The following is a 14,950-nucleotide window of genomic DNA, read 5'->3' as shown; positions in this document are numbered from 1 at the left end:
CGAAGTTGAGCGCGATAAGCGGTTGAAACCGGTCGGACGCCCCGAAAACGCCGTATAATCCACGTCAGCGCGAGGGGCGCATCCAGTCCGCGGAAAGGGCCGTGCCCACCCTACCAACAGCGACCGCTACGAAGCTTCTTTCAGCCTGAGTCGGGCGGACTCCAGGCATGTGATGAAAGGAGATTCGTATGGCTGCCAGAGAACTACCCGCCCGTCCCGACCTCGAGCAGTACAAGAAGCAAGCAAAGGAGCTCGTCAAAGCGTGGAAGGCCGGCGACCCAGCCGCGCTCGCACGGATCAGGAAACACCATCCGCGTTTGAGTGCGAGGCCGGACCCCGACCTCCGGCCGGCGACATTCACGCTTGCGGACGCGCAGTTCGTCCTTGCGCGGGAGCATGGCTTCGAGAGCTGGCCGAAGTTCGCCAAGCACATTGGCGCAGTGACTGAACAGAGTCCGTCGGACAGGATATGGCGGGCGGCGGAGGAAGCCGTCGATGCCATCGTGACCGGTGATGCCCGTACCGTCGAGCGCTTGCTTCACGCCAATCCGGATCTGGTTCACGCGCGCTCCACACGCACGCACCGCTCGACCCTGCTCCATTACGTCGGCGCGAATGGAGTCGAGGGCTTCCGCCAGCGGACACCAAAGAATGCGGTCAGGATTGCAGACATCCTTCTGAGCGCGGGTTCAGACATCGACGCAACGGCAGGCATGTACGGCGGGTCGACCACATTGGGTCTCATGGCAACAAGCATTCATCCCGTGACCGCGGGCGTCCAGGAGGAGCTGATGGCTTTCCTGCTCGATCGCGGCGCATCGGTGGGCGACGCGACAGGAACAGCGGCATGGTCACACTTGATTAACGGGTGCCATGCAAATGGTCGCGGAAAGGCCGCAGAGTTCCTCGCCAAGCGCGCTCCAGGGCTGGATCTCGAAGCCGCCGCAGGGGCCGGACGGCTCGATGTGGTCAAGAGCTTCTTCACATCGGACGGGCCACTGAAAGGAAACACGACCGAGACGCAGATGAGGGACGGCTTCACCTGGGCCTGCGAGTACGGCAGAAGCGACGTCGTCGATTTCCTGCTGCAGCAAGGTGTGGACGTCAACGCAAAGCTCAAACATGATGGCCAGACGGGCTTGCATTGGGCCGCTTATGGCGGCCATCCGGGCACGGTCCGAGTGCTGCTCCGCCGAAACGCACATGTCAATGCGAAGGACGAACGTTTTGGCGGGACGCCCCTCGGTTGGGCGCTGTACGCCTGGGGCGGCAGCGAGCGGCGCACTGCCAGCAGCAGCGGCCACTACGATGTGGTAGAGATCTTGGTCGATGCGGGCGCCACCGTCGACGGGGACTGGCTTGCCGAATCGGAGCGAGGTTTTCCACTTGCAAGAAGGATCCGTGAGGATGCCCGCATGCGCGCCGCGCTCGGAAGCGGTCGCTGACCTCCCGGGCGCGGGCGGCCTGCCGAACGAGATCAAGGCGCCCGAGCCGTTCATGAATCGGATACAACTCGCTCGGGCAATGGTTCGCTCTGGAACGGAGAAGCACGCATGGCTATGATGGATGCCTTCTTACCGGAATTCGATCGCGAGATGGGGCTGACTCGTCGTCTGCTAGAGCGCACGCCGCTGCAGGATGGCGAATGGACGCCGCATCAGAAGTCACGTACGCTGCGGCAGCTCGCCTCGCACCTCGCGGACATTCCCCGCTTGGTGGTACGGGCGATGACGCTGAGCGAGTTCGACCGCGCGGCACAACCGCCGCGCGCGCCGTACGCGAACGTCGACGAGCTGCTGGCAGCCTTCGACGAGCAGGTCAGCGCCTCACGTGCCGCCATGGTCGGCAAGACTGACGCGGAGCTGCTGGTGCCCTGGACATTCAAGAATGACGGACGCGTGATAGTTACGCAGCCGAAGATCGGCGCCTTGCGCACGATGTTCCTGAACCACCTGATTCACCATCGTGGTCAGCTCACCGTGTACCTGCGCCTGCAGGATGTCCCGCTGCCGTCGATCTACGGCCCTTCCGCGGACGAGGCCGTTTGAGCAGAAGCCGCGCGTGAAGGAATCGGTCCATTGAAAACATGCGCCGGCCCACCGTGGCGTGGACCGGCGCTCCTGGAACGAAGGTTCGGTAGTTCTCAACGCGAGCGAGTGATCCGCGTTCAGGCGATGACCACCTTCTCGTCCTTCGTCTTCGCCATGATGGCCATGGCCGGATGGATCCCAAGGACCAGCGGATCCTCGACGTAGCGAGCAAGCGAGAAGCTCTTCCAGAGCTCGGTATGAGCGATCTGCCGCGGCAGACTGGTGGCCCGCACCATGTTCGGCATCTCCTGGATGTCGATTTCGAAGAGCCCCGCATTCGTCGCCAGCACTGAACGAACTCGGTTGAAGTCGATCGAGTGGATCTCCTTGACACGCTCGTCCAACTCGTGGAACCGCGTCATCTCGCCCCAGAGGTCGAACTCATACACGCGGTTCTCTACTGCGACCAAAAACACGTCATCCGAGTTGGGGACGCGCGCCAAGAGATCGATCTTGCCGAGCTCGTTGACGCTGCGCATCGGCTGCACCTCCAGCAGCATGTGCTCCTTCTCGATGACGTCGGGTGTGAGCTGCCCAATGACCACTTCCTGCCGCTCGGTCCGTCCGACCAACCGGTCGCCAACCACGATGATGTTGTGGATCTTCGTGCGCGCTCCGTTCAGGCTGACATAGTTGGCCAGGTAGAAGGTCCTGAGATCGAGGGCGGCAACTACGTCCGAGCGTTCTTTCCCGCCCGTGGTCTCCAGAAACCACCTGGAACGCACCTCCGGCGTCAGTGTCGTGTCGATCGCGCGCAGCAGGTCGTAGAAACCTGGCTCACGGCACATCTTCTGGATCTGTTTCTCTGGACCGGCGAGGCGAACGTGGAACAGATCCATCCCAATCAGCGCGATCTCCCGAAAGTACACCTCTGCATCCGGCGTCAGTCCCTCGACACGGTTGAGCTGACCGAGCAAGGGCTGCGTGAAGAAGGACTGGCAGGAGAACCGTCCGTCGCTGTAGCAGAGCACGACCGCGCGGGCGGCTTCCCGGCCTTCCGCGGGCGTCCATTCCGCTGGCAAGGGGCGCGTGTGCAGCCTGAGCGAATTGATCTGGTTCGGGGTCATCGTTGCACCTCATTCCTCATGCGCGCGTGATGGCCGTACGTGACGCGCCGATACGCCGGCCGGCTACGCGGCTCGCCAACGAGCCACGCTTGGCATCGCTTCGAGGACGTGGTGGGGCTGTTGCCAAAAAGATGCGTGGAGGGAAACGGGGCGAACAAAGGTGCGCCGGCTCCACCGAGCGTGCGCATCCCAATTCAGCGAAGGAGGGGACGTCCACGACCATGCGACTCTCCTAGGATTCGGAGAGCCAACCGATAGCCTTCCAACGCGCGTAACCCCGACTCTAGATCCAATCCCGCCTGGACGCAAGAAATGTTCGGTGGGCGCCCCACCAAGAGGAAAGATAACGGGTAGCCTGTAGCGACAACGCGGCAACGTTGCCGCCCTACGTTTCCGCGGAAACGTCACCGCCTGGGGGCACCACTCGCCGGACGATCCCGCAAGACGCCGATCGCCAGCGCACGTCAAACGGTTAGCCACCAGGTACAGAGCGCCGAGTAACCTCAGCTAACGCCTCGGACGCCCAGCCTCGCAGGTCGTCGCTGGGTAATGTCCATGAGCTATTCGTGGTCGCCGTGTCATGCGACGCGGGAGTCGGCCACCCGTTGAAACGCCTGATCCAGATCAGCCTGAAGCTCCTCGACGTCCTCGATGCCGACCGACAGCCGGATCAGACCGTCCGAGATGCCCATGGCCGCTCGCCTTTCCGGGCTCAATCGACCGTGCGTGGTGATCGCCGGGACGGTAACGAGCGATTCGACGCCGCCGAGGCTGCCTGCGAGCGTGAAGCTCTTCAGCGACTCGGTGAACACACGCGTCGCGTTCAGGCCGCTCGTCAACTCGAAGCTGAGCATCCCGCCACCTCCGGCCATCTGCTGCCGCGCAAGCGCGTGCTGCGGATGACTGTCCAGAAACGGGTAGTGAACCGTCTGGATCTCCTGGCGGCTTTGCAGGTACGTCGCGAGCGTCAATGCACTCTGGCTCTGGCGCTCGACGCGCAGTGCCAGCGTCTTCAAGCCGCGCTGCAGCAGGAAGACCGCGTGCGGATCGAGAATGCCGCCGAAATCACGTCGGCCTTCGCGCACACGCGCCATTACCGTACGACTTCCACACACTGCACCACAAATCACGTCCGAGTGACCACTGAGATACTTCGTGCCCGAGTGGAGGCTCACGTCGATTCCCAGACGCAGTGGTCGCTGGTTGACAGGAGACGCGAATGTGTTGTCGATGACCGACAGCAGCCGATGCTCCCGGCAGAAGCGCGCCATGCTCTCCAAGTCCACGAGACGAAGCAGCGGATTGCTTGGCGATTCGACGTACACAAGGCGCGTCCTGGGCTGAACCGCCTCGGCGAGATGAGTTGGCTCGACCGCATCGACATAGGTCAATGACATTCCGAAGCGCTTCAGGTGATGATCGAGGAACTCCACGGTGCCGCCGTAGAGATCGCGCAGCGCGATGACGTGATCGCCTACCTCGAGGAGACTCAGAAACACGGTGCTGATCGCGGCCATGCCAGATCCAAAGACAACGGCGTCCTCGGTCTCCTCGAGGTCGGCGAGCACGCGTTCGACGCTACGAAAGTTCGGACTGTCATAGCGCATGTAGAAGCGGTCAGTGGTGCTCAGCTCAGCCTGCTCTTCGAGCGTGCGTGCCGCGAACATCGCCGACTGATAGATCGGGGGCACAACCGGACCACCGTCGCGGGGATCACGACCGCCATGAACTGCGCGCGTCATTCGAAAAGGCTCCATCTGTTCACCTCTTCGACGTAGTCTCACAGATCTCGTGCAGACGGTCGATAGGCAGAAACGCCAATATGCGTTAAGATCCTGCCATGCGGCGCCTCGATTACCGTCGCGTCGTTGCGCTGGTATACGACCGCCTCTCGGCGTTCGAGTTCGGCATCGTCGTCGACATCTTCGGGCTCGCTCGCCCAGAGCTGGACGTCGATTGGTATCGGTTTCAGGTCTGTTCGGCCGATCGCGGTCCGCTGAGGATCACTGGAGGCCTCGTGCTTCAGCCAACCGCGGGCCTGCGCGCGCTCGAGCATGCGGGCACGATCGTGATTCCCGGCTGTCGGGATGTGGACGATCCCGCCCCGGAGGCGTTGCTTGACGCCATGCGCGGCGCCCACGCGCGCGGCGCCCGTCTCGTCACGATCTGCACCGGGGCATTCGTCCTCGCCGAGGCGGGACTGCTCGATGGCAAGCGCGCCACGACACACTGGCGTCACGTGGATCGGCTGCGGGCACGCTTCCCGAACGTGCATGTGGAGCCGGACGTGCTCTACGTCGACGAAGGCAACATCCTGACGTCGGCCGGGAGCGCTGCAGGGATCGATCTCTGTCTGCACATCGTGCGCCGCGACTACGGGGCAGAAGTCGCCAACCAGGTGGCCCGCCGGCTCATCGTTCCGCCGCAGCGTGACGGCGGACAGTCGCAATACATTCCCGCACCACTTCGGACCGAAGCGACGAATGGACTCGCGCCCGTGCTCGAGTGGGCGCAGAGCAGGCTCGCTGAGCCGCTGAGCGTCGACACGCTCGCACGACGTGCGGCGATGTCATCGCGAACGTTTGCGCGGCGCTTCAAGGCAGAAACGGGAACGACACCGCATCAGTGGCTGACCCATCAGCGTCTCCTCGCGGCCCAACGTCGTCTGGAAACGAGCCCCGAGTCGGTCGATGACATTGCGGAAGCGGTCGGCCTCCAGACCGCTGCGACGCTGCGGCTGCACTTCCGTCGTTCACTACGAACCACACCCACCGCCTATCGCCGGCGGTTTTCCGTGAGAGACATATCTTGATGCGAACCCCGGAGAGAAATCGCCCGCATGAGTCTTCCCTCCCATTCGCGTAAGCAGTTTCAAACCCGAAAGACGGGACAATGTGAGGTGACCAACTACAATGTCACATCGCCGGTCGACCACCCCGGTCTTGGTGGCTGGATCCGCGCGGTCGACGCCTCGGGCAATCGCTCCGCGCTCGTTCCGCTTCCGGACCCAAGTCAGTAGAATGAGATCCTTACCCCTTCATCCCTTCCCCCAAGGATGCGCCCATCCCGTGAAAGCCTCGACACGACGCTGGCGACTCTGACCCGTCGACTCCTCGAGCGCCGCGTCCTGGCTGGTCACTGGGAAGGTGCGCTGGCCAGCAGCGCGCTCTCCACGGCAACTGCGGTTATGGCGCTGACCCTCTCCAGCCGCGAAGGTCTCGGTCCCTTCGATCACCTCGTTGACAACGGCGCACGGTGGCTTCTGGCGCATCAGAACGCAGATGGCGGCTGGGGAGACACCGTGCGCAGTCGCAGCAACCTCAGCACCACGGCGCTCGTGTGGTCGGCGCTCTCGATTGCTTCGTCGCATCCTGCCCTGAAGACAAGCGAGGGACCCGCATTCACCGGCGCTCATCGCGAACGGGCGGAGGCGTGGCTGCGGAAGTCTTCACGCGGCATGCTCGGGTCCGGCGCGGATGCTCTCGAGCCGGAAGCGCTGCGTGAGGCCATTCTCCGGCGATACGGGAAAGACAAGACGTTCTCGGTCCCGATCCTGACCGTGCTCGCCCTGGCCGGCAAGCTGGGGCACGACGATGCAACAGCGTGGCGGCGCGTGCCGCAGCTTCCATTCGAGCTCGCCGCCCTTCCGCATCGATGGTTTCACCATGCGCGGCTTCCCGTGGTGAGCTACGCGCTGCCTGCGCTCATCGCGATCGGCCAGGTGCGCCATTACTTCGCGCCAACTTCCAATCCGGTGCTGCGCCTCGTCCGCAATCGCCTACGCCGGCCAACGCTCGACGTGCTGAGGAACATGCAACCAGAGAGTGGCGGCTATCTCGAGGCAGCGCCGCTGACCAGCTTCGTCGTGATGAGCCTCGCCGCCGCCGGGCACGCTCGGCATCCCGTCGTCCAGCGTGGTCTTCGATTCCTCGAGGAGTCCGCTCGAGGTGATGGGAGCTGGCCAATCGATACGAACCTGGCGACGTGGGTGACGACGCTGGCGGTGTCTGCGCTGGCGGCTGCGGGAGAGCTCGAGCGCATCGACACCGAGCGTGTGCGTGCCTGGCTGCTCTCGCAGCAGCCTGTCTGCGAGCATCCGTTTACCCACGCGGCGCCTGGCGGCTGGGCCTGGACCAATCTGAGCGGCGGCGTCCCAGACGCAGACGACACCGCAGGCGCCCTGCTGGCACTCCGCCGGCTCGGTCCACCCGATGCAGAGATCCGGCGCCAAGCAGCTGCGGGCGCCGGCTGGCTCCTCGGCGTACAGAATCGCGACGGTGGGATACCAACCTTCTGCCGCGGATGGGGCGCGCTACCTTTCGATCGCAGCACGCCCGAGATTACCGCGCACGCGCTGCAAGCTCTGAGCGCGTGGCACGAGCTGCTCGATCCCCCGGTCCGCGCCGCGATTCTGCGCGCTTCCGGTCGCGCGTTGCGATACATCGCCCGAGCACAACGCGCAGAGGGAGCCTGGATTCCACTCTGGTTCGGCAACGAGCACGCATCAGACGAGGAGAACGGGACGTACGGAACGGCGCGGGTCCTTACAGGATTGCACGCGCCACTCGTCAGAGACGCGGCGGAGGCGGTCAACTGTCGTCGTCAAGGAACGGCCTGGTTGCTCGACGCGCAAAACGCGGACGGCGGCTGGGGTGGAAGCCGCGGCGTGGCCTCATCCATCGAAGAGACCGGCGTTGCATTGACGGCGCTGTCGCGCGCGAAGTCGGATGCAGACCCTGACAGAGTCACGCGCGCCGTTGCGCGCGGAGCGGAGTGGTTGCTGAAGGCGACGAAGCGAGGCGAGTGCACACCCGCTTCGCCGATCGGTTTGTACTTCGCACGACTGTGGTACTTCGAAGAGCTCTATCCACTGATCTTTGCCATCGGTGGACTCTCTGCGGCGCGCGACTGCTTGTCCGATACACCGACGATGTGATTGTCAGATGGGATTCAGCGAGGTTTCTCGTTTCTGCTGTCACGGTCATTCTCGTGTTGCCATGCATTTAGCACTCAGGGAGGCGGGTCGGGCTCCCCCCTACCATCGGGGCCGTAGCGACGCCTCGTCGAGGCGTCCCTGCTGTCGCTCACCAGAGAAGCGTGTAGATGGAGAAGCCCAGAAGCGCTGAGACCGGGACCGTGATGACCCACGCCGCGCCGAGCGTGGAAACGGTTCGCCAGGAGACGGCGGATGCGCCGCCGCGCAACCCGGCGCCTACGATGGCGCCGCTGGACACGTGCGTCGTTGAAACGGGCAGCGTGAACCAGGATGCGGCAAGCACCAACCCTGACGCCACGGTGCTGGCCGACAACCCCTCCAGCGGATCGATGGTAGTCACGCGTTCAGCGAGAGTATGTGTCACGCGCCAGCCCGAGAGATAACCGCCGAGTCCCATCATCAGCGCCCCGAGCACGAAGAGCGACGCCGATGGCACGGCGCTGTTCGCACCTACGAGCACCGCAATCGCGATGATCTTCGGGGTGTCGTTGAGCCCGCGCGCGAAGCTGAGCGCCGCGCTGGCGCCCCAATGTGCAACCGTCGTCAGCGGTAGTCGATGTTGGAATCCCGCCGCGTCGCACTCGGCCCCATCCCCGGTCGCGACAACGGGTTGCGAGAGCGCCGTGTACTGCGCCGTGCCGCTGGCGGGCGCGAGCACGATGCGCTGTCCCTTCTCGACGCAGACGCAGTAGCGGGCGGCGCGCTTCATTGGCTGCGCGAATATGGCGTGCATCGCGTAGGCGAGCAGCGCCGATGCCACGGGACTGAACGCAAGGGGCAGCACCACGACACCCGCCAGGAGCGCCCACTGGACACCCTCCACTCCGCCTCCAGCCACGGCGGCACCCACAATCGCGCCGGTGAGCGCGTGGGTCGTCGAGACGGGAAGCGCAAGGCGTGACGCCAACAGCACCCACGCCCAGCTCGCGACCGCAATCGCGAGCGAGAAGCGTGGAGAGGCGGCAACGCCGCCAGAAACGAGCGCCGTGCTGAACATCTTCACGAGACCGCTCGAGACGACGAGCGCCGCGAGGCCGCCGGCGACGGTCCACGCGGTGCCCCACGCGAGCGCGCGCGGATAGGTCGCCAGACGCGCGCCAACCAACGTTGCGACACCTTTGGAGTTATCGTTTGCGCCGTTCACGTACGCGAGCGCACCGGCAGCGACCACGAGAAGCAATACCGTTAGCGACACATCCACTCCACAACAGCCGAACGCCTCGGCGGGGCGTCCCTACCACCCCTAGGCTTCGAGGCGAATGGGCAGGGCGGCACCGACAGGGCCAAACGTGCGCGCCGCGGCGGCAATCGCCGGAGCCACGGCAACGATTGGTGTCTCACCGGCGCCTGCAGATGGGAGGTCGGGCCTGTCCAGGAGCAACACGTCGAGCGCGGGCATGTCGGCGAAGCGCGGGACACGATATTTGGCCAGGCTGCCGTTGAGTATCCGCCCGTTGGCGAACTCGATCGCCTCGAACAGCGCGCCGCCGAGCCCCTGACGAGAGAGCCCTCCACCTGATTGCGCACACCATCCGGATTGACGATCGCGCCACACTCGAAGGCGGCCACGAGACGCTCGACGCGAAAGCCAGACTCGGTCTTCGATACTTCTGCGGCCGTCGCCACGTAGCTGTCCTTTTCCGTGCCGCAGGCGAGGCCGAGCGCCCGCTCGGCTCCAGCATCGCGAGGCCAACCGACACGCTCGGCAACGGCCGTCAGAACGGCGCGCATCCGAGCATCCTTCAGGTTCTTCAAGCGGAGCTCCACGGCATCGATCCCAGTCGCGCGCGCGATCTCGTCCATGTGGATCTCGCGGGCGACGTGATTGGCGGTTGCCGCCAGGCCGCGGTACGAGCCCTGCCGCAATGGTGATTCCGATGCATGAAACGCGACGCGTCGATTCGGCACCTCGTAAGGTGTCTCGATGCCGGCCGCGCCCGAGTTCCAGTTGTCGAACTCCCATGCGAGAAGCCGGCCGTCGCCATCGACGGCACTTGCCACGTCAATGACACCGGCTGGACGGAAGTACGCCCAGCTGAACTCTTCGGCTCTCGTCCACACCAGCTTGACGGCCCGACCAGCCGCCACGGCAAGCCGAGCGGCCTCCACCGCGTGCTCGGCCGTGTGCTTGCCGCCGTACGCCGAGCCCATGTCTGGCACGATCACCCGCACACGGCTCTCCGGAAGACCGAAGGCTTCCGCGAGCTCACTCCTCACGCCGAACGGGCGCTGCGTGCCGACCCAGACGGTGAGCTTGCCGTCGTTCCACTCGGCGACCGCCGCGCGAGGCTCCAGCGGCACGTGCGCAATGTACGGGATCAGATACGTCGTTTTGAACGTGCGGGCAGCACGCGTCCGCGCTTCTGCGACGTCCCCAACCACGTCTGGCTCCCGCCTGCCGCGTCCGCCGCTGCTCGAGGCGGGGCTCTTCTTCAAGTAATCGAAGATGGTCTTGGACGAAGGCTGACCTGGTGGCACGCGCCAGCGCGCGCGAATCGCAGCCGCCGCGCGCGTCGCGAGGCGCGGGTGGGCTGCGACGACGCCGAGCAGGTCGGCCTCGCGCACCACGGTGACGCCTTCCATCCGCCGCACGGCGGTGTCGTCGACGGACTCGAGCGTGGCGTCGAACGCGTCAGGCCGGACGATGGCCCCATAGAGCATGCCGGGCCTGACCATGTCTGGCGTGTACCGATGATGACCGGTCACGATCTCGCGACCATTCACCTTCTTGGTGGTCTGGCCTCTGAGTCTCCAGCCGTCCCGCGCTGCGACCGGGGCATCGGCGGCAACCGTGCCGGTGAGCTTCTCCCCCCGCGTCAGCTCCCCATACGACGCCGAACGTCCGTCTGGGCCAAGCACCCGCCCGTTCTTTGCGCGCAGCGTGTCACGCCGAATCCGCCATTGCGAAGCGGCTCGATCGATCAGCATCTCGCGCGCCGTGGCAGCCGCGCGTGCCAACTGTGGCGCCATCGCGGGCGTGGTACGCGAGCCAAACGTTCCGGCGTCGTACGGTGTGAGGTCGGTGTCGCCCATGACCAGCGTGATGACATCGAGCGGGACGCGCAGCTCGTCACCAAGCGCCTGTGCAAGCGAGGTCCGGATGTTCTGACCGATCTCAACCTTTCCGGTGTACGCCGTGATGCGGCCACTCTCGTCGATGTGGAGCCAGGCCGAGAGCTCCGGTGTCTCTTCACGACCTCGGGAGCCACGAGCTCCCCTGCCCGACTCCTGCGCACGCGCCTCGCCCGTCGTCACCACCACGAGCAGGCCGGTGACGATCTGCAGGAACTCGCGTCGCTCCAACGTCATCGGTGAACGCGAACGCTCTTGGAGCTCGTAGCGCTCCGGCTCTTGCGCCGTGTCGAAGGCGCTCTCGTCGCTCATCATTTGCTCCCGCTGCTCGTCCTGGATGAGGTGCGCGTTGCGGCGAGCTCGACGGCGCGCACGATGCGCCCGTAGGTTCCGCACCGGCAGATGTTGTTGTTCATGCTCTTGGTGATCTCTGCTTGCGACGGGCTCGGATTGCTTCGCAGAAGGCCGACCGCGGCCATGACCATCCCGGGCGTGCAGTATCCGCACTGGAGCGCTTCCGCCTCGACAAAGGCTTCTTGCACCGGGTGGAGTTGCTCGTCCGTGGCAAGCCCTTCAATCGTGGTAATGGACTTGCCAGAGACCGAGCCCGCGTCGGTCACGCATGATCGCGTGACCTCGTCTTCGACGAGCACCGTGCACGCCCCGCATTGGCCCTCGCCGCAGCCGTACTTGCTTCCGGTCAACTCGAGGTCGTCGCGAAGGATTGAGAGCAGACTGTCGCCAGGCTCGGCCTCAATCGCGTGCTCCCGGCCGTTGACGCGCAGAGTGTATCGAGGCATGAGGCTGGTCCTTGGTCCTTAGTTCTTGGTCCTTGGTCCTTGGTGCGCTTGGGCGTCATGAAGCATCGAAGCGTACTAGGCGCACCAAGCACTAAGAACCAGGGACCAAGCACTACTATTGGGGGCACACGGAAGATCTCAGTATATCGCGATGGCTTCTGAACCGTTATGATTCCCTCCTCGGGAGGACTTTCTATGCGTCTTCGTCACGTCACCACGCTGGCGGTCTGTGCGGGGTTGCTCTCGGCCGCGGTTTCGAGTCAAGAGCCCGAGCACACGAGCCCGCCGACCATTGGTCGCCTCGTGCAAGAACAGGCCCGCTTCGACGAGCTCATCGCACCAGATGCGCAGATCGAGGTCGTGGCCGACGGCTTCGAGTGGACGGAAGGGCCCGTCTGGGTCGCCCGGGAAGGGGGCTTCCTGCTCTTCTCGGAGATTCCTGGGAACGCCGTCATGAAATGGACGGCGAGCAGCGGCGTGACAACGTTCATGAAGCCTGCCGGATACACTGGCGTCGACGATTATGGACGTGAGCCGGGTAGCAATGGATTGGCGCTCGATGGGGAGGGACGGCTCACGCTCGCCGAGCATGGCGATCGACGCATCGCACGGCTCGAGTGGGATGGGGGGAAGCGGACGCTGGCCGACAACTATCAGGGCAAGCGCTTCAATAGCCCTAACGACCTCGTCTTCAAGTCCAACGGCGACCTGTACTTTACCGACCCGCCGTACGGCTTACCGGAGCGAGCGGAGGACCGACGGCGCGAGCTCGATTTCTACGGAGTCTACCGAAGGTCGGCAAAGACCGGCGAGGTGACGCTCCTGACGAAGGCGTTGACACGACCGAACGGCATCGCGTTCTCGCCAGATGAAAAGACGCTCTACGTTGCCAACTCCGATCCGGAGCATGCGGTGTGGATGGCGTTTCCCGTCGAGGATGATGGAACGCTCGGCGAGGGCCGCGTGTTCCGTGACGTGACGAGCATGGTCGACGCGCACAAGGGACTGCCCGACGGTCTCAAGGTGGACCATCAGGGCAACTTGTTCGCCACGGGTCCAGGCGGCGTCCACGTGATGACACCCGAGGGAGCGCTGCTCGGCCGGATCGACACCGAGCAGGCCACGGCCAACTGCGCCTGGGGCGATGATGGATCGGTACTCTATATCACTGCAGACGCCTATGTCTGTCGCATCCGCACGAAGACAAAGGGCAATGGGTGGTAGGGCGGTCCTTTAGGGCCGCCGTGATATAGAGGGCGACTAATCAAGTCAATACCTATTGGCTATACCTGTGCCCGCTTCCAGCCGCCGCGGGTGAACAGCCACAGGGTGAACAGGCCCACCGCAGTCTCCGAGACGAACACGCCCCAGAACACCCCGGAGTGCTCCCAGCCCAGCGGGATGGCCAGCGCATACGACAGCGGGATCTGGATCAGCCAGAAGAACACCAGGTTGATCTTGGTCGGCGTGATGGTGTCGCCGGCGCCGTTGAAGGCCTGCACCGCCACCATCCACCAGCCGTAGACGAAGTACGAATACGACAGGATCCGCAACCACTCCGCACCGATCGCGACCACCCGCGTGTCCTGCGAGAAGATCGCGACGATCGGCTCGTTGAAAAGGAAGTACACCACCGAAACCGCGACCATGAACACCATGTTGTACCGGCCGATCCGCCACACCGACGACTCGGCGCGCTCCGGTTGACCGGCGCCGAGGTTCTGGCCCACCAGCGTCGCGGCGGCGTTCGAAAGCCCCCAGGCCGGCATCATCGTGAACATCATGGTCCGCAGCGCGATGGTCGCGCCGGCGACCGCCTCGCTGCCGAGGCTGGCCAGGATCCGCATCAGGAAGATCCACGCCGTCATGGCCACGATCATCTGGCCGATGCCACCCAGCGCAGTGCGGACGATGTTCAGCGCGATCGCACCGTTCCATGTGACGTGGTCGAGCGTGGCGCGAATGTGCTTGCCGCCCTTGAACAGCAGCCAGAGCTGCATCAGCACGGCGGCGCCGCGGCCGATGTTGGTGGCGATCGCCGCGCCCTCGATGCCCATTGCCGGGATCGGCCCGAGCCCGAAGATCAGGATCGGGTCCAACGCGATGTTGAGGATGTTGGCCACCCAGAGCACGCGCATGGCGATCGCCGCGTCGCCCGCACCGCGAAAGATCGCGTTGATGACGAACAGCAGCGCGATCACCGCGTTGCCGCCGAGCATCCATCGCGTGTAGCGGTAGCCATGGGCCAGGCTCCACTCGTCGGCACCCATCAGCGCCAGCAGCTCGCGTGCGTAGAGGATGCCCGCCACGATGAACGGCAGCGAGATCGCCAAGCCGATGAAGATCGCCTGCACGGCAGTCTTCCCGGCCTCGTCGCGCTGCTTCTCGCCGATGCGCCGGGCGACGATGGCGGTCACCGCCATGGACAGGCCCATGGCGATCGAATAGAGCAGGAACAGGTAGGTTTCGGTGAGGCCCACCGTCGCCACCGCCGAAGAGCCCAGCTTGCCGACGAAGTAGATATCCGCCACCGCGAAGGTGGACTCCATCACCAGCTCCAGGATCATCGGCACCGCCAGCAGGAAGACCGCTCGGCGCAGGGGGATCTGAGTGTAGTCCGCCTCGGTGCCGCGGATGGCGCTCTTGAGGCCGGACCAAAGGGAGCCGGTCGGCGCGCCGCCGGTCACAGCTTCGATCGATTCCGTCATGTTCCCTTGCTCCTGTCGGCGTAATGAGAGCCGCCTGGGCGCTCGCAGGATCGGCCGCGTCTTGGCCGACCTGCCGTACGTAGGTTAGTCGCTCGCCGGTGCGAAGAATCGACACGCTGATCGCCGCCCGACGTGAAGGCCTTCCGCCGCGACGGCGGTTGCTGTTGAAGCGAAGTGATAATGTCCCCTCGCGAGCGAAATAGAAATGTCCCCTAAG

Annotated in this window: 10 protein-coding genes and 1 pseudogene; 5 read left to right on the top strand and 6 right to left on the bottom strand. The window is 64.7% G+C overall.

Annotated elements, in window-relative coordinates:
• Nucleotides 1-188: 188 nt before the first annotated feature.
• Nucleotides 189-1,445, top strand: a complete 1,257-nt coding sequence (locus tag GEV06_00055; protein MPZ16295.1) for an ankyrin repeat domain-containing protein — start codon at nt 189-191, stop codon at nt 1,443-1,445.
• A 108-nt stretch (nt 1,446-1,553) separates the two neighbouring features.
• The gene (locus GEV06_00050) at nt 1,554-2,048 is read left to right on the top strand and encodes a hypothetical protein (protein ID MPZ16294.1); all 495 of its coding nucleotides are present in this window, start codon (nt 1,554-1,556) and stop codon (nt 2,046-2,048) included.
• 119 nt (nt 2,049-2,167) lie between these two features.
• Here GEV06_00050 and GEV06_00045 read toward each other — a convergent pair whose 3' ends face one another.
• Nucleotides 2,168-3,157, bottom strand: coding sequence for a hypothetical protein (locus GEV06_00045; GenBank protein ID MPZ16293.1), 990 nt, complete (start codon nt 3,155-3,157; stop codon nt 2,168-2,170).
• Nucleotides 3,158-3,735: 578 nt separating this feature from the next.
• A complete protein-coding gene (locus GEV06_00040) occupies nt 3,736-4,914 on the bottom strand; it encodes an aminotransferase class I/II-fold pyridoxal phosphate-dependent enzyme (GenBank protein ID MPZ16292.1) in 1,179 nt (392 codons plus the stop codon).
• An 83-nt stretch (nt 4,915-4,997) separates the two neighbouring features.
• Between GEV06_00040 and ftrA the strand changes: the two genes are divergently transcribed.
• The gene (gene ftrA, locus GEV06_00035; GenBank protein MPZ16291.1) at nt 4,998-5,969 is read left to right on the top strand and encodes a transcriptional regulator FtrA; all 972 of its coding nucleotides are present in this window, start codon (nt 4,998-5,000) and stop codon (nt 5,967-5,969) included.
• A 243-nt stretch (nt 5,970-6,212) separates the two neighbouring features.
• Nucleotides 6,213-8,093 (top strand): squalene--hopene cyclase, encoded by a 1,881-nt coding sequence (locus tag GEV06_00030; protein ID MPZ16290.1) that lies wholly within the window; start codon nt 6,213-6,215, stop codon nt 8,091-8,093.
• A gap of 148 nt (nt 8,094-8,241) precedes the next feature.
• Here the strand turns inward: GEV06_00030 and GEV06_00025 are convergent, their stop codons facing one another.
• The 3 genes and pseudogenes from GEV06_00025 to GEV06_00015 all read right to left on the bottom strand — a co-directional run bounded on the left by GEV06_00025 (nt 8,242) and on the right by GEV06_00015 (nt 12,025).
• Nucleotides 8,242-9,354, bottom strand: a complete 1,113-nt coding sequence (locus tag GEV06_00025) for an inorganic phosphate transporter (protein ID MPZ16289.1) — start codon at nt 9,352-9,354, stop codon at nt 8,242-8,244.
• A 42-nt stretch (nt 9,355-9,396) separates the two neighbouring features.
• Nucleotides 9,397-11,537: pseudogene (locus GEV06_00020) on the bottom strand (molybdopterin-dependent oxidoreductase).
• Nucleotides 11,537-12,025, bottom strand: coding sequence for a 2Fe-2S iron-sulfur cluster binding domain-containing protein (locus GEV06_00015; GenBank protein ID MPZ16288.1), 489 nt, complete (start codon nt 12,023-12,025; stop codon nt 11,537-11,539). Before GEV06_00015 ends, GEV06_00020 begins: the two are co-directional and overlap by 1 nt.
• A gap of 195 nt (nt 12,026-12,220) precedes the next feature.
• Here GEV06_00015 and GEV06_00010 point away from each other — a divergent pair, with 195 nt between their 5' ends.
• A complete protein-coding gene (locus GEV06_00010; protein MPZ16287.1) occupies nt 12,221-13,249 on the top strand; it encodes an SMP-30/gluconolactonase/LRE family protein in 1,029 nt (342 codons plus the stop codon).
• 59 nt (nt 13,250-13,308) lie between these two features.
• Here the strand turns inward: GEV06_00010 and GEV06_00005 are convergent, their stop codons facing one another.
• Nucleotides 13,309-14,733 carry an MATE family efflux transporter gene (locus GEV06_00005; GenBank protein MPZ16286.1) on the bottom strand — a complete coding sequence of 475 codons (1,425 nt, stop codon included), beginning with the start codon at nt 14,731-14,733 and terminating at the stop codon, nt 13,309-13,311.
• Between the last annotated feature and the right edge of the window lie 217 nt (nt 14,734-14,950).

The organism is Luteitalea sp., assembly GCA_009377605.1.
Classification (GTDB): domain Bacteria; phylum Acidobacteriota; class Vicinamibacteria; order Vicinamibacterales; family Vicinamibacteraceae; genus WHTT01.
This window is presented reverse-complemented; position numbering and strand designations above follow the sequence as displayed.